The 15,343-nt window shown below is 72.3% G+C and carries 15 protein-coding genes; 8 read left to right on the top strand and 7 right to left on the bottom strand.

The window, feature by feature from the left end; all coding sequences use genetic code 11:
* The first annotated feature begins 78 nt into the window (after window positions 1–78).
* Together ACZ61E_RS18760 and ACZ61E_RS18765 are read left to right on the top strand one after the other, a co-directional pair.
* The gene (locus ACZ61E_RS18760; protein WP_469700743.1) at window positions 79–999 is read left to right on the top strand and encodes a 1-phosphofructokinase family hexose kinase; all 921 of its coding nucleotides are present in this window, start codon (window positions 79–81) and stop codon (window positions 997–999) included.
* 47 nt (window positions 1,000–1,046) lie between these two features.
* Window positions 1,047–1,907 (top strand): class II fructose-bisphosphate aldolase, encoded by an 861-nt coding sequence (locus ACZ61E_RS18765; protein WP_469700744.1) that lies wholly within the window; start codon window positions 1,047–1,049, stop codon window positions 1,905–1,907.
* Between the two features lie 45 nt (window positions 1,908–1,952).
* Here the strand turns inward: ACZ61E_RS18765 and ACZ61E_RS18770 are convergent, their stop codons facing one another.
* A complete protein-coding gene (locus ACZ61E_RS18770) occupies window positions 1,953–2,972 on the bottom strand; it encodes a CBM35 domain-containing protein (RefSeq protein WP_469700745.1) in 1,020 nt (339 codons plus the stop codon).
* Window positions 2,973–3,168: 196 nt separating this feature from the next.
* Window positions 3,169–5,067: a GGDEF domain-containing protein gene (locus ACZ61E_RS18775; RefSeq protein ID WP_469700747.1), complete on the bottom strand. Its 1,899-nt coding sequence runs from the start codon at window positions 5,065–5,067 to the stop codon at window positions 3,169–3,171.
* 498 nt (window positions 5,068–5,565) lie between these two features.
* On the opposite strand from ACZ61E_RS18775, the gene ACZ61E_RS18780 reads away from it, so the two are divergent.
* Window positions 5,566–6,090 carry a flavin reductase family protein gene (locus tag ACZ61E_RS18780; RefSeq protein ID WP_469700882.1) on the top strand — a complete coding sequence of 175 codons (525 nt, stop codon included), beginning with the start codon at window positions 5,566–5,568 and terminating at the stop codon, window positions 6,088–6,090.
* A gap of 42 nt (window positions 6,091–6,132) precedes the next feature.
* Here ACZ61E_RS18780 and arfB read toward each other — a convergent pair whose 3' ends face one another.
* Window positions 6,133–6,564 carry an alternative ribosome rescue aminoacyl-tRNA hydrolase ArfB gene (gene arfB, locus ACZ61E_RS18785; protein ID WP_469700748.1) on the bottom strand — a complete coding sequence of 144 codons (432 nt, stop codon included), beginning with the start codon at window positions 6,562–6,564 and terminating at the stop codon, window positions 6,133–6,135.
* A 144-nt stretch (window positions 6,565–6,708) separates the two neighbouring features.
* On the opposite strand from arfB, the gene ACZ61E_RS18790 reads away from it, so the two are divergent.
* Entirely contained in the window at window positions 6,709–7,284 is a 576-nt protein-coding gene (locus tag ACZ61E_RS18790) for a TerD family protein (protein WP_469700749.1), read from the top strand.
* 293 nt (window positions 7,285–7,577) lie between these two features.
* Window positions 7,578–8,075, top strand: a complete 498-nt coding sequence (locus tag ACZ61E_RS18795; RefSeq protein ID WP_469700750.1) for a hypothetical protein — start codon at window positions 7,578–7,580, stop codon at window positions 8,073–8,075.
* 371 nt (window positions 8,076–8,446) lie between these two features.
* Here ACZ61E_RS18795 and ACZ61E_RS18800 read toward each other — a convergent pair whose 3' ends face one another.
* A complete protein-coding gene (locus tag ACZ61E_RS18800; RefSeq protein WP_469700752.1) occupies window positions 8,447–9,178 on the bottom strand; it encodes a pentapeptide repeat-containing protein in 732 nt (243 codons plus the stop codon).
* 144 nt (window positions 9,179–9,322) lie between these two features.
* Between ACZ61E_RS18800 and ACZ61E_RS18805 the strand changes: the two genes are divergently transcribed.
* The gene (locus tag ACZ61E_RS18805; RefSeq protein ID WP_469700753.1) at window positions 9,323–10,489 is read left to right on the top strand and encodes an NAD(P)-binding protein; all 1,167 of its coding nucleotides are present in this window, start codon (window positions 9,323–9,325) and stop codon (window positions 10,487–10,489) included.
* 179 nt (window positions 10,490–10,668) lie between these two features.
* Window positions 10,669–11,700 carry a zinc-binding dehydrogenase gene (locus tag ACZ61E_RS18810; RefSeq protein WP_469700754.1) on the top strand — a complete coding sequence of 344 codons (1,032 nt, stop codon included), beginning with the start codon at window positions 10,669–10,671 and terminating at the stop codon, window positions 11,698–11,700.
* Between the two features lie 101 nt (window positions 11,701–11,801).
* On the opposite strand, the gene ACZ61E_RS18815 is transcribed toward ACZ61E_RS18810, so the two are convergent.
* The 3 genes from ACZ61E_RS18815 to ACZ61E_RS18825 all read right to left on the bottom strand — a co-directional run bounded on the left by ACZ61E_RS18815 (window position 11,802) and on the right by ACZ61E_RS18825 (window position 13,867).
* Entirely contained in the window at window positions 11,802–12,326 is a 525-nt protein-coding gene (locus ACZ61E_RS18815) for a hypothetical protein (RefSeq protein WP_469700756.1), read from the bottom strand.
* Window positions 12,327–12,378: 52 nt separating this feature from the next.
* Window positions 12,379–12,858: a GNAT family N-acetyltransferase gene (locus ACZ61E_RS18820; RefSeq protein WP_469700758.1), complete on the bottom strand. Its 480-nt coding sequence runs from the start codon at window positions 12,856–12,858 to the stop codon at window positions 12,379–12,381.
* Window positions 12,859–12,952: 94 nt separating this feature from the next.
* The gene (locus ACZ61E_RS18825) at window positions 12,953–13,867 is read right to left on the bottom strand and encodes an aminoglycoside phosphotransferase family protein (protein ID WP_469700759.1); all 915 of its coding nucleotides are present in this window, start codon (window positions 13,865–13,867) and stop codon (window positions 12,953–12,955) included.
* A 69-nt stretch (window positions 13,868–13,936) separates the two neighbouring features.
* On the opposite strand from ACZ61E_RS18825, the gene ACZ61E_RS18830 reads away from it, so the two are divergent.
* Window positions 13,937–15,331, top strand: a complete 1,395-nt coding sequence (locus ACZ61E_RS18830; RefSeq protein ID WP_469700760.1) for an NAD(P)/FAD-dependent oxidoreductase — start codon at window positions 13,937–13,939, stop codon at window positions 15,329–15,331.
* Window positions 15,332–15,343 lie beyond the last annotated feature (12 nt).

The raw sequence follows: 15,343 nt of genomic DNA on the forward strand, positions 1-15,343 counted from the left end.
GGCTTTGGCATGATCAGGACCTGTACGGAGCGGGCGGGCGGCCCCTCCCCCGTCGCACCCCGAGGGAGGGCACCGCGCATGATCCTCACGGTCACGCTCAACACCGCCCTCGACATCACCTACCGCACCCCCGCCCTCACCCCGCACACCACCAACCGCGTCGCCGAGGTCTCCGAGCGGCCCGGCGGCAAGGGCCTCAACGTCGCCCGAGTGCTGTCGGCGCTCGGCCACGAGACCACCGTGACCGGGTTCGCCGGCGGCCGGACCGGCGACGCGCTGCGCGAACTGCTCGCCGCCGAGGGCCCGTCCGACGCGCTCGTGCGCATCGCGGGCACCACGCGCCGCACCGTCGCCGTCGTCGACGAGACGACCGGTGACACGACCCAGCTGAACGAACCGGGACCGACCGTCACACCCGCCGAGTGGGCCTCCTTCCTCACCTCCTACGAAGGGCTCGCCGCCCGCGCGGACGCCGTCGCGCTCTGCGGCAGCCTGCCGCCCGGCGTCCACGTCGGCGCGTACGCGGAGCTGGTACGCCTCGCGCGGGCCGCGAACCTGCCCGTCCTCCTCGACACCAGCGGCGAACCCCTGCGCCGGGGCATCGCCGCCCGCCCCGACCTCGTGAAGCCCAACGCCGACGAACTGGCCGGGCTCACCGGCTCGCGCGAGCCGGTGCGCGCGACCCGTGACGCGCGCAGGCGCGGCGGCCGGGCCGTGGTCGCCTCGCTCGGCGCCACCGGTCTGCTCGCCGCGACCCCGGACGGCTCGTGGCGGGCGGCGCCGCCCAAGACCGTGCGGGGCAATCCGACGGGCGCCGGGGACTCGGCGGTGGCCGGGCTGCTGTCGGGGCTCGTGGAGCGGCTGCCGTGGCCCGACAGGCTCGCGAGGGCGGTCGCGCTCTCCACGGCGACGGTCCTGGCGCCTGCGGCGGGCGAGTACGACCGGGAGGCGTACGCGGAGCTGCTGCCACGGATCGCCGTGACGGAACAGACACCGTGACCGAGCGGGCTCGGTGACGGAACGGAACACTCCGAACAGGGGGCCACATGCCACTCGTCAGTACCGGTGAACTCGTCTCGGCGGCGGCCGGACAGCGGGACGGGCGGCGCGGCGTCGCCGCGTTCAACGTCATCACGCTGGAGCACGCCGAGGCGATCGCCGCCGGCGCCGAACGGGCGGGCCGGCCCGCGATCCTCCAGATCTCCGAGAACGCGGTGAAGTTCCACGGCGGCCGGCTGACGGCCGTCGCCGCGGCCACCGCCGCCGTGGCACGCGCCTCGGACGCCCCGCTCTCGCTCCATCTCGACCACGTCGAATCGGCCGGACTGCTGCGCGCGGCCGACTCGGAGGGCTTCAGCTCCGTGATGTTCGACGCGTCGAAGCTGACCTACGGGGCGAACGTCGAGGCCACCGCGGAGGCGGTCGCCTGGGGCCACGCGCGCGGCATCTGGGTCGAGGCCGAGCTGGGCAAGGTCGGCGGCAAGGACGGCGAACCACCGCTGGGCGCCCACGCCCCCGGGGTCCGTACGGACCCCGCCGAGGCGGTCGCGTACGTGGACGCCACCGGCGTCGACGCGCTGGCCGTCGCGGTCGGCTCCTCGCACGCGATGACGGACCGCACGGCGGCCCTGGACCACGAGCTGATCGGCGCGCTGCGCCGGGCCGTCGCCGTACCGCTGGTGCTGCACGGCTCGTCGGGGGTCCCCGACGAGGAGATCCGGCGGGCGGTCGCGGCGGGCATGGTCAAGATCAATGTCGGTACGGCCCTGAACACGGCCTTCACCGCCGCGGTCCGCGCCCGTCTGGAGAGCGACACGGAGACGGTCGACCCCCGGAAATACCTCGCCCCGGCTCGCGAGGCGATGACCGGGACGGTGGAGGCGTTCCTGAGAGTGATCGGCGGCTGAGGAGCCGGCCGGGGAGGGCGCGCAGGGCGATTCCCCGCGCACCTGCTACCTGGGCGGCGAGACCTCGAGCCAGTCGAGGATGGCATCGCACTGGTTGCCCTGCTCACAGGAGATCTTGATCTCGTTGTTCCCCTTCTGGAGCTGGACCGGCGCCCAGGTGGTCTGCCAGTTCTTCTCCCAGTCGGGGTCGTCGGACTTGATGAAGTTCTTGAGGCCCAGCGGCGAGGTGTTGGCCTTGCCGTTCACCGTCAGCGTCGCGTTGGCGTCCTTGGCGGGGATGGCGTAGCGCACGTTGAGCGCGTACTCCCCCGCCTCCGCGATGTCGGCGGTCCAGGTCACCGAGGCGCCGACGGTGTTGAAGCCGGTCACATACGCGCCGTCCGCACCCTTCGCGCCCTTGATGTCCTTCGCCAGCACCGCCGGTGAGCCGAGCTTCAGCGTCGCCGCGTCCTGCTTCGGGAGTTCGATCGGCTTCTCGGGCTCCGGGTCCTGCTGGCCGGTGTCCTCGCTCGGCGCCGCCGACTCGCCCGTGGTCGGGCCGTCCGTCGGGCCGCCGTCGGCCTTCTTGCTGTCGTCCCCGTTGGAGAGCAGCGCGGCCGTGATTCCGATCACGACGACCGCCACGATCGCGACGGCGCCGATGAGCAGGCCCCTGGTGTTGGGTCCGCCGCCGTTGCCGCGACCGCCGCCGCCGTTGCGCTGGGCGGGAACCGTACGGGTGGTGGCGCCGCCGGTCTCGGGGGCCGCGTAGTGCGCGTCGGGGGCGTGTCCGTAGGGAGCCTGGCCGTGCGGCGCCTGCTGGCCGTACTGCTGCTGGCCTCCGTACTGAGGCTGCTGCCCGTAGGGCTGCTGTTGCTGCGGGACCTGACCGTACTGGCGCTCGCCGACGGTCCTGACCTGGTTGTACGACGTTCTCGGCACACCGGGCTGAGAGGCGGGACCTGGGTAGCCGTAACCGCCGCGCCGGGCCTGCGCACCGTTCGCGGCCGTCTGTCCGTCCTCGTACAGATAACCGAACGGATCGTCGTCCTCGGGCTTACCCGTGCCGTTGTTCCCGGCCGTCATCCCTGGGTCACTCCTCACCATCTCGCCAGCGTCGCCGACCGGCCGAGCCTACCTTCGATTGGGCAAGCATACGGACGGGCCTTGATCGGAGTGGGCGGTTGCGCCATCCCCCGGTGAACATCGGGGGACGTCGGTGGACATCGGTCAACAGCCGTACAGAGATATGGGACACGGCGGCCCCCGCGCACCGCCGATGTCACCCCGCCCTGCGCTGGACCTTGCTGCGCGAGCGCTTCTCGATGTACATCCGCTGGTCCGCGGATTTCAGCACTTCCTCGACCGTCATCCCGCAGCTCGCCCAGCCGATACCGAAGCTGGCCCCCACCCGGACCGCCCTGCCGTCCACCCTGATGGGCGGGATGATCGCGTTCCGCAGCCGGACCGCCAGGTCGGCGGCGTCCGTGGCGCCGAGGCCGTCGGCGAGGACCACGAACTCGTCGCCGCCCAGGCGTGCGACGGTGTCGCCGTCCCGCACGCCGGTGTTCAGCCTGCGGGCGACCTCGATGAGGACGGCGTCGCCGGTGTTGTGGCCGAAACGGTCATTGATCGACTTGAAACCGTCGAGGTCGCAGAAGAGGACGGCGAGGCCCTTGCTCCCGTCGTCGGGGTCGTCGCCCGGCGCGACGGTGTGCACGTGGTGGTCCAGGGGCACGGGGGCGGCGGACTGGTCGAAACCGTCTCCCTGGAAGGCGCGCTCGTCGGGGTCCCGGTAGGGGTCGTACGGCAGCCCGTACGGCTCATAGGGCCCGTACGGCCCGTGGCCGGGGTCGTAGCCCTCGGCCGCACCGCCGTGGCCCCCGCCGAAACCGGGCGCGGGCACGGGCGCGTAACCGGCGCCGCTGGTCCCGTTGTAGCCGCCGTAGCCGGACCCCTGGCCGTACGGGACCACTCCGGTGCCGTAACCGCCCTCGTCGTATCCACCGCCGCCGGGGAGCGCCGCGGTGCCGCCCTCGTACACGCCGTACGCCTTGTCCACGGTCTGCACGTCCGTCTCCCGCACCGATACGGCGCCCGGACGCTCGCAGAGGCGGGCACTGAGCCGGGCGCGCAGTTCGGCGCTGTTGGGCAGGCCGGTCAGGGAGTCGTGCGAGGCGCGGTGGGCGAGCTGGAGCTCGTTGCGCTTGCGCTCCTCTATGTCCTCGACATGGGTGAGGAGGAAACGGGGGCCGTCGGTGGTGTCGGCGACGACGGAGTTGCGCAGCGACACCCAGACGTAGGTGTTGTCACGGCGCGCCAGCCGCAGCTCGGCGCGACCGCCCTCCGCCGAGGTGCGCAGCAGGGTGCCGATGTCCTCGGGGTGGACGAGGTCGGAGAAGGCGTAGCGGCGGATGGCGGATGCGGACCGGCCGAGCAGCCGGCACAGCGCGTCGTTCGTCCGCAGCAGCCTGCCGTGCTGGTCCCCGCCCATCTCGGCGATGGCCATACCGCTGGGCGCGTACTCGAACGCCTGCCGGAACGACTCCTCGCTGGCGCGCAGCGCCTGCTGCTCCCGCTCCAGCCGCACCAGCGCGCGCTGCATGTTTGCTCTGAGGCGGGCGTTGCTTATCGCAATGGCGGCCTGGGAGGCGTACATCTGGAGCGCTTCGCGCCCCCAGGGGCCCGGACGGCGCCCGCCGCGCGGCCGGTCGACGGATATGACCCCGAGGAGCTCGCGCCCGCCTCCAGAGGCGTACATGGGGGCGTAGAGGCGGTCCTGCGGGTGCCACTCGTCCTCGAAGCGCGGATCGGGCCCCTCGGTGTACCACTGCGGGACATCGTCATCCAGCAGGATCCAGCCCTCGGTGTGGGGTATGTACCGCAGCTCGCCCCAGCTCTCGCCCATGCTGAGCCGGCGTTCCCAGGAGGCGCGCGCGCCGACGCGGCCGGTGATCAGCGCCTCGGCCGCGTCGTTGCCGGCGAAGGCGGCGACGACCAGGTCACCGTCGGGCTGTACGAGGTTGACGCAGGCCAGCTCGTAGCCGAGGCCCTTGACTATGCCGTCGGCAACTGTCTGAAGGGTGTCGGCCAGGCTGCGGGCGGTGTTGAGCTCGCCGACCACGTCGTGCAGCTGCCGCAGGGTCGCAAGGCGGACGTACGGCTCCGACTCGGTCTCCATCGTTCGCTCTCCCCGAGACCTCGACAGCAACTCCAGAATTCTCATCGGCTCGCTTGATGCGTATCCCGGCCACTGAATCACAGCGAGCTGTGCCGTCGGTACACAGGGTCAACAATTCCTGAGCCCTGTGAGCCAAGTCACATATGAGGAAGAAGTGTTGAGCAGGGGCGTGGGAGCGCTCCAGGGCTTCATGAACGCAAATATCGAGGTGGGAAGCGGTGCGGCAGGGGGCGCGCGGAGGGGCGCACTATGGGCGCACGCTCCGGCGTGCGGAGGCGCTGAGGGCCGTGCGGTGACCTTGCTCCCGGGGCGCGCGAAGTGTCGCGACTCACTCGCACGGAGGGCTGGACCTAGGTCCTGGCTGGTTCTGTGGTCCGATGCGGGCACTTCACCGCCGGGGCTAGCGTGGACGACGTGCTGCAGAAGACAACCGCCCGGCGTACCGAGGCCCAGCCTCCCGACGCCGCGTCTCCCGAAGCCGTCGTCCATCCTGAGGGTGTGAGCAACGACGAGTTCCGCGCCGCGCTCTCCCGGCTGGCCGCCGGGGTGGTGCTGGTCACCGCGCACGACCCGGACGACGGTCCGAACGGCGCGGACGCCGGAATGACGGCCACGTCCTTCATGTCCGTCTCGCTCGACCCTCCCCTGGTGGTGGTGAGCCTGCGCAACGGCTCCCGGATGGACGACCTGCTGGACGAACAGCCGATGTGGGCGGCGTCGATGCTCTCCGAGAGCCAGGTGCGGATCGCCGGCCGCTTCGCGATGAAGGGCCGGATCAGCGACCGGCTGCTCTTCGAGGACATGTCCTACCGGCGCGGCGAGGTGAGCGGCGCCCCGCTGATCGACGGCACACTGACGGCCCTGGAGTGCCGTACGGAACAGCGGATCGTGACCGGCGACCACACGCTGGTCGTGGGCCGCGTCCTGACGGCCACCGTGCCGGGCGGATCGGGCGACGGGGGCCCGCTGACGTACTTCCGCGGGAAATACCGGCAGTTGGGGCAGGGACAGGGGCAGGGCTGAGGAGGCGGAGCGGCGCCGCACCCCGGCCGCGTGCCCGCCCCGCTACGACCAATCCCGGCCGGTGCGCCCGCGCTTGGTCTCCGCGCGCTGCTTCTTCTGGCGCAGCCTGCGCTCGTTGATACCGCGCGGGATCTTCGTGGCGCGGCGCGGACGCGGCGGTGGGGCCGTCGCCTCGGCGAGGAGCGAGGCCATGCGCACCAGGGCCGTCTCGCGGTTGCGCCACTGGGACCGGTGCTCCGACGACCGTACGGTCACGACACCGCCCACCAGCCGGCTCGCGAGCCGCTCCAGCGCGCGCTCCTTCCACACCTCGGGCAGCGACTCCGTCTTCGCGAGGTCGAAGCGCAGCTCCACCTGCGAGTCGCTGGTGTTCACATGCTGCCCGCCGGGTCCCGACGAGCGCGAGAAACGCCACATGAGCTCGGCCTCCGGAAGGGAGACGGAGCCGCGAATGACGTGCGGGGACCCGGACATGTGTCCATCGTCCCGTGTCCGCACAGACAAATCAAAGGCGTTAAGGAACCTCTGAGTCCTCTCTCCGCGTTATGGCGGGTGACGGTAACTTCGGAAGCCGATCGAAGTCCGCACGAGCACGTACACAACGAAAGGGACCACCCCATGGCTGTAAGCCTGTCCAAGGGCGGCAACGTCTCGCTGACCAAGGAGGCACCGGGCCTGACAGCCGTCACGGTCGGCCTCGGCTGGGACGTCCGCTCCACCACCGGCACGGACTTCGACCTCGACGCCTCGGCGATCGCGGTCAACGCGGGCGGAAAGGTTGTCTCCGACAGCCACTTCATCTTCTTCAACAACAAGTCCACGCCGGACCAGACCATCGTCCACACCGGCGACAACCGCACCGGTGAGGGCGCGGGCGACGACGAGGCGATCAACGTCAACCTGGCGGGTCTGCCGGCCGACGTCGACAAGATCGTCTTCCCGGTCTCCATCTACGACGCCGAGACCCGCAGCCAGAACTTCGGCCAGGTCCGCAACGCGTACATCCGCATCGTGAACCAGGCCGGCGGCGGCGAGATCGCCCGCTACGACCTGAGCGAGGACGCCGCCACCGAGACCGCGATGGTCTTCGGCGAGCTGTACCGCAACGGCGCGGAGTGGAAGTTCCGCGCGGTGGGCCAGGGTTACGCGTCGGGCCTCGCGGGCATCGCCACGGACTTCGGCGTCAACCTCTGACCCGCCGAACCGCTGAACGCTGAACCGCCGATCCGCCGAGTCGCTCGCTGAGTGACCGGGGGAAGGGCGCGAAGAGGCCTCCGGCTTCGCGGCTGGGGGCCTTTGGCGTGCGAGCCCCCGAACCCACGGAGCGGTGCACGCGCGGAGCCGTACGAGCGCCGAACCGTACACACGCGGAAGCGGTGCGCCCACGGAGCGGTGCACGCGCCGAGCCCCGCACTCGGATAACCGCGCACGCACGGATCGCGGCGGGCGCGAAATCGTCCGCGCGGCGTCGTGACACCATCGGACGCGTGCTCGACATCGGCTACTCCCTCTCCCGCCGCTTTCCCGATCCCCCGCAGACCGACTACCGTCTCGCCGACGTCCGGACCCTGCGGCACGATCTGTTCTGCGGCGACGTGTACCTGGCCGACACCAAGGCCGACCGCGAGCTGTCCACAGGCTGGGGATGGGTGCCGGTGCTGGACTTCGCGTGGGCGCTGTGCGACATCGTGGAGCAGCTGGACCGTGATCCGCGCGGCAACCGGTCCGCGAACAGGCAGTACGCCGAGCTGGACTTCACCGAGTCGACGGACCGCGTGCTCTTCGAGCGGCGCTTCGGCTGGGTCGACGTGACCGCCGACTGGATGCCCGCCGACGAACCCCCGCTCACCTTCGGCCACCGGCTGCTGCGCCGCGAGTCGCGCGACTTCCTGCACGACCTGCTGGCCGATCTCGGGGACATGCACGAGGGGCTGATGGGTAACCCGGTGATCTGGGACATCCAGACCCGCTTCCCCCGCGTCTGACCGCCCCTTCCTCCGCTCCGCCCCTCCCGCGCGGCCGCCCGCTGTCCGTCCCGGCGCGAAGTGACATGACATCAGCCCTTGTGCACCGACTCCGGCGGGCATGGGCCGACATGGGTGAGCCCACACGTCCCTGTGGGATGATTTCGGATTGGCAGGAATACAGCCGCCGAAGGCGGGCAGGCGCACTTCTGCCGGGACGCCACCAGGAACCCAGACACCAGGGTTCGCCCCCCACATGGCCGTGCCCCCGGAGCACATTGAGGACCCCGACCCACCCCCCACGGTCGGGGTCCTCCGCTTGAGTGGCTCAGCCGCCCGGCGTCTCACCCACCCGGCGCGTCATCCAAGCGGCGCGTCATCCAAGCGGCGCGTCATCCACGCGGCCCGTCATCCACGCGTACGCCGATCTGCGCGGCGAACGCGGGTGCCAGATCCAGCAGTTGCGCCGTACTGATGACGGCGCCGGCCAGCCGGTCGACCCCGCGCGCGATGCCCAGCTCCGCGACGGTCCGCAGATCGACGTCCTTCATCCGGACGCCACTGAGGTCCGCGTCCCTCAGGACACAGTCCCGGAACTCGACGCGCTCCAACTCCGCTCCCCCGAAGTCCGGCTCGGCGAGGACGCAGCCCTCGAACACCACGTCCTTCAGCTTCGCCTTCCGCAGATTCAGATAGTCGATCTTGCCGCCCCGGATCAGCACCCGCTCGAACACCGCACCGTGCAACTGCACCCCGCCCAGCCGCGCGTCCACCACCTCGACGTCCCGCAGCGACGCTCCCGCCAGGTCCGTGCCCACCCCCCGGATCCCGTCAAGAACAGAGTCGATGAAGCGGGCCCGGCCCAGATCCGTCCGGTCGAGCCCGCACTCGCGCAGCGCGCAGTCCATGAACCGGGCCCCCGGACCCTCCTGATCCGCCAGATCCAGTCCGCCGAACTCCTGCCCGTCGTAATCCCCGTCGGGCTCCAACTCCCCCTCGTACGGCACCAGCGGCGGCAGCCGGACCTCCGGCCGCCGCACCGGCGCGATCCTGCCGGCCGCCCCCGGCTTCCCCTCCCCCGTCTTCCCCGCCGTCGTCCCGCGCGTCGTCGCTCTCCGAACCATGGGCCCATCGTGACGCACACCACTGACAGTCGCCCGAAATGCCCGGCTCGTAATGTCACAAACCGCACCCACGTCCCGTCATATCCATGAGGACCAACGCGCAGGCACACCGGGCACGAGTGAACGAGTGAAGGGGCAACAGCCATGGATCACATCACCGTCGTCGGCGGCGGCTTCGCCGGACTCACCGCGGCCATCTCCGCGGCCGAGTCGGGCGCCAGGGTGACCGTCTTCGAGGCGCACCACACCTTCGGCGGACGCGCCCGGACCACCGAGGGCCCCTACCGCGCCAACGAGGGCCCGCACGTCTTCTACCACCGCGGCCCCCACTGGGCCTGGCTCAGGCAGCGCGGTCTCCTCGGCCCCGTGGCCCGCGTCCCGGCCCTCGAAGCCGCCCGCCTCCGCTTCCACCGCGACGGCGCGCTCCGCAAGGCCCCGCCCTTCGGGCTGCTCAGGGCGAGCCGCAGCAGGGCCGAACTGGCGCCCGTGGACGTCGACTTCCACACCTGGGCCGCCGAGCGGCACGGCCACGACGCGGCCGTCGCCGCCGCCCGTTACGCCGCCGTCGTCCTCTTCCACCACGATCCCGGCTCCCTCTCCGCCGCCTTCGTCCAGGAACGGCTCCGGCGCGCCGCGACCGTCCCGCCGGAGGCCCACATCGCGACCGGCGGCTGGAGCCAGGTCATCGACCGGATGCTCGGGCGGGCCTGGAACCTGGGTGTACGCGTCGAGACCGTCTCCCGCGTCGACACCCTCCCCGAGGACGGCCCGGTGATCGTCGCGACATCGCTCGACGCGGCCCGGCCGCTGCTCGGCGACGACAGTCTGCGGTGGGACAGCGGACGCACCGCCCTGCTGGACCTCGGGCTCACCACCCGCAGGGGCGACCCCTTCGTCATCTGCGATCTCGACGCGCCGGGCTGGCTGGAACGGTTCACCGCCGCCGATCCCTCTCTCGCGCCGTCGGGCGAGCAGCTGCTCCAGGGCCAGTTCCCGGTCGCCCCCGGCGAACCGGCGGCCACCGGCCTCGCGCGCGCCGAGAACCTGCTCGACCTGGGCTTCCCCGACTGGCGCGAACGGGCCGTCTGGCGGCGCCAGTCGCTCGCCGCCGGCCGTACGGGGGCGGTCGACCTGCCGGGCACCACCTGGCGCGACCGGCCGCACATCGACCGGGGTGACGGCGTCTATCTCGTCGGGGACCAGGTCGCCGCGCCCGGTGTTCTCTCCGAGGTGTCGTTCAACAGCGCGATCGAGGCGGCCTCGCTCGCGCTGCTCAGGGTCGGCCGCGCACGGCTCCGCCACTCCGCCTGACCCCAGATCCCAGATCCCAGACCCGCGCGGCCTCACCCGGCCCCGTACCCGCCCGACCTCAAGTCCGCTTGACCTCAAGTCCGCTTGAGGTCGGAGGCTGGCTCCCGTACGACGCCCCGGAACAGCGACGCGCCCGAGCGCGCGACGCGACGTACCGGGACCGAACGAGGGAGCCAGCCATGCACGCCGTCCGCCTCCACGCCTTCGGGCCCGCCGAGAACCTGGTCCACGAACGGACCGACGACCCCGTCCCCGGCCCCGGCCAGGTCCGGATCGCCGTCGCCGCTGCCGGGGTCCATGTCCTGGACACCGCCCTGCGCGAGGGCGAACAGGGCCCGGTCCCCCACCCCGTCGCACTGCCCACCGTCCCCGGCCGTGAAGTGGCGGGCACGGTCGACGCGCTCGGTGAGGGCACCGACGCGGGCTGGCTCGGCAAGCGGGTCGTCGCCCACCTCGGCATGGTCCCCGGCGGGTACGCGGAACTCGCCGTCACCGACGCCGTCCGGCTCCACGAGATCCCCGGCAACCTCGACGCGGCCGAGGCCGTCGCCATGATCGGAACCGGCCGCACCACCATGGGCATCCTCCAGTTCACCACCCTCGGCCCCGAGGACGTCGCGATCGTCCCCGCCGCCGCCGGAGGCATCGGCACACTCCTGGTCCAGTACGCGAAGAACGCCGGCGCGACCGTCGTCGGCCTCGCCGGCGGCCCCGCCAAAGTGGCGCGCGTGACCGGGAACGGCGCCGACATCGCCGTCGACTACACAGCGCCCGGCTGGCCCGCGGAGGTCCGCGCCCGGCTCGGCGGGCGCCCCGCCACCGTCGTCTTCGACCCGGTCGGCGGCGACACCGGACGCGCCGCCGTCGACCTCCTCGGCAAGGGCGGGCGGCACATCGTCTTCGGCTGGGCCGGCGAAGGCATCCGCGACGGCGAACCGCTCACCTACACCGAGGAGGAGCAGGCGGCGCGCGGCATCACCTCCGAAGTCGTCGTCGGCCCCGTCATGCTCCAGAGGGCGGGCGGCCACGTCCGCGTACTGGAGGACCGCGCCCTGGCCGAGGCCGCCGCGGGCCGCCTGCGTCCCGCCGTCATGCGCTTCCCGCTCGCCGACGCGGCCCGCGCGCACCGCGCGATCGAGACGCGCGGCACGGTGGGCAAGGTGGTCCTGGAGCCACGTCTCGACCCGTCGGACGAGGGACGGGGCGAGTGACGGGTGACGAGGGACGGATCGACTCACCGGACCTCGGACGGACGGCAACCCCGCAACCGGGCCGGGGCGGACGGGGATCGGGCAGCGACCGGCTGACTGGATCAGGCCGACGACGGGCCGGGCGCCGACAGACGCTCGGCCAGCCGGTCGAGACCGCCCTTGATCAGCTGCCCGTACCCGTCGTCACCGAGCGTGCCCACCGCCTCCCGTCCGCGCGCCAGATGATCACGGGCCCGGTCGAGATCGCCCAGCCGCCGGTACACATCCCCCAGGTTGAGATGGAGCGACGGGTAGAACGCGGCCACCGGGCTCGCCACCCCCGCGAGCCGCGCCCGCTCGTCCGAGACCAGATCCGCCGCCTCCAGCGCCCGCAGGTCCCAGACCAGTTCCTCCCGCGGATCGTCCTGGACATCGGCCATGGAATGAGCCAGCGCGCATATGTGGAACGGATCGCCGTCCGCGCCCAGCCGGTCCCACACACCGGTGAACACCCGCCGGGCGGCGTCCCGTTCACCCCGCTGCCCCAGCTCCATGCCACGGCCGATCTCCGCCATCACCGGATCGGGCTGTTGCGTCGTCGTCCCGGACACGAGATCCCCCAGAAAGTCGGTCTCCGCACTCGTCACCGAGAGTAGAGGGCCCCACTGACAACGCCACCGACGCCACCGGCGCCGCACCTCAGCCGCCGGACGCCCCCAGCGCGGCCAGCTCCCCGTCCGTCAGCCGGAACACCGTCCACCCGTCCTGCGGCCGCGCCCCCAGCGCCCGGTAGAAGGCGATCGACGGCTCGTTCCAGTCCAGTACGGACCACTCCAGCCGCCCGTACCCGCGCTCCACACAGATCCGCGCCAGCTCCGTCAGCAGCGCCTTCCCGTGCCCGCCGCCGCGCAGCCCCGGACGGACGTACAGATCCTCCAGGTGGATGCCGTGCACCCCGCGCCACGTCGAGAAGTTGAGGAACCACAGCGCGAACCCCGCCACCGCGCCCTCGTCCGTCTCCGCGACGTGCGCGTACGCCGCGGGCCGCTCCCCGAACAGCGCCTCCCCCAACTGCGCCTCGGTCGCCCGCGCCTCGTCCGGGGCCTTCTCGTATGCCGCCAGTTCACGGATCATCGCGTGGATCACCGGAACGTCGGCGGCCGTCGCCGTACGAATCATGACCGCAGCCTGCCCTCTCACCGGCCGCCGCGCCAGCGACGGCCGGGGCGGCCGGGGCGGCCCGCTCCGGGCCCCACGATCCCGGCCGCGGCCCTCAGACCCGGCGGTCCCGCAACTCCCGCCCCACGGCCAGATGCACGGGCGACAGCCCCCGCTCCCCGTCCCCGATGTCCCACAGACAGTTCTGGAGCACCCGCCCCAGCATCCACGCCCGCGCACGCCCCCGGTCCAGCCCCATGACCTCCGTCATGAGATCGAACCTCCACAGGATGTCGCCCGCGTCGAACCGGTTGACGACGGCCGGCAGCAGCTCGAACCCCGGATCCCCGGCAAGCGGCTTCGGATCGATCGCCAGCCACGGCTCACGGCCCCGCCCCTCCCCTGCGGCCGGGCCCGCCACGGGCGCCAGCACGTTCCCGAAGTGCAGATCCCAGTGCAGCAGCCGGTCACCCGGCTCACCGGCCACCTCGCGCACCGCCGCCGCGCAGTCCAGGAGCAGCCGCCGCTCCGCGCCGCCGGGGAGCGTCCGCACCCTCACCGGCGCCTCGTCGAGCATCGCCGCCGTGATCGCGTCCAGCGTCCGCAGGTCCGCCGGCGCGGCCCGCGCCGTCAACCGGGCCAGCAGCCCGGCCACGACCGCCACCCCGTCCCGTACCGGAACACCCGTCAGATCGCGCGCCGCGTCCAGCCGCTCCAGCAGCAGCGTGCCCGACGCCTCGTCGTACTCCAGCAGCCGCACCGCGCCGTCGCCGTCCCACAGCCGCAGCGCCACCGGCTCACCGGCCGTCTCCTCGTCGAGGTTCTGGAGCTTCAGCACCGCCGCCGTACCGTCCGCCCGCTCCACCGGCAGCACCAGCGCGCACATGCCGTGCGTCGCCGGGCCCGTACGCCGGAGTTCCCACCTCTTCAGGAAGTCGGCCGCGCGCGCCGGGAGCGCGGCGATGAACGCGCGCCCCCGAGCGCCCAGGAACATCGACTGCGTCCTCACCAGCTCCGCCGGAATCTCCATCGTCCCGAGCCTACGAGCGCGCTCCCCGAACCTGGACACAGGCGCGGAAAGCGGTGTACGAACACCGTCATGAGCAGCACCACCAACGGCGGCATCTCCTTCTGGTACGCCCAGGACGGCATACCCGCGCCCCGCGAACCCCTCCCCGGCGACACGACCGCCGATGTCTGCGTCGTCGGCGGCGGCTTCACCGGCCTGTGGACGGCCTACTACCTGAAGAAGGCCGTGCCCTTCCTCAACATCACCGTCCTGGAAGCCAAGTTCTGCGGATACGGCGCCTCCGGACGCAACGGCGGCTGGCTCTACAACGGCATCGCCGGACGCGACGCCCACGCCCTCAAGCACGGCCACGACGCCGCCGTACGGCTCCAGCAGGCCATGAACGACACCGTGGCCGAGGTCGTACGCGTCGCCGCCGACGAGTCCATCGACGCCGACATCCACCAGGGCGGCGTCCTCGAAGTCGCGTACACACCCGCGCAGCTCGCCCGACTCAAGGACTTCCACGCCGCCGAGACCGCCTTCGGCGAGACCGACCGCACCCTGCACGGCGCACGCGAGACCGCCGCACGCGTACGGGTCACCGGAGCCGTCGGCTCCACCTGGACCCCGCACGGCGCCCGGCTGCACCCGGTCAAACTCCTCAAGGGCCTCGCCGCTGCCGTCGAGGCGCTCGGCGTCACCATCCACGAGTCGACACCGGTCACGGAGATCAAGCCCAAACACGCCGTCACCCCGTACGGCACCGTCCGCGCGCCCTACGTCCTGCGCTGCACCGAGGGCTTCACCGCCGGCCTCAAGGGCCAGCGCCGCACCTGGCTCCCCATGAACTCCTCGATGATCGTCACCGAACCGCTGCCCGCCGCGGTGTGGGACACCATCGGCTGGGACGGCCGCGAGACCCTCGGCGACATGGCACACGCCTACATGTACGCCCAGCGCACCGCCGACGACCGCATCGCGCTCGGCGGCCGGGGAGTCCCGTACCGCTACGGCTCCCGCACCGACAACGACGGCCGCACCCAGACCGCCACCGTGGCCGCCCTGCGCGACATCCTGGTCCGCTTCTTCCCCACCACGGCCGGCGTCCGTATCGACCACGCCTGGTCGGGCGTGCTCGGCGTCCCCCGCGACTGGTGCGCCACGGTCACCCTCGACCGCTCCACGGGCCTCGGCTGGGCGGGCGGCTACGTCGGCTCGGGGGTCGCCACGACCAACCTCGCGGCCCGCACCCTGCGCGACCTGATCCGCCAGGACTCCGGCCAGGACGGCCCCACGGACCTCACGACCCTGCCCTGGGTCAACCACAAGGTCCGCAAGTGGGAACCGGAGCCCCTGCGCTGGCTGGGAGTCCACACGCTCTACGCGGCCTACCGCACGGCGGACCACCGCGAGTCCACGTCCCACACGACGACAACCCACCGCCTGGCCCGCACGGCCAACCGCATAGCGGGCCGCCACTGACCCCGGGACTCC

Source organism: Streptomyces sp. NPDC104581 (assembly GCF_055583685.1).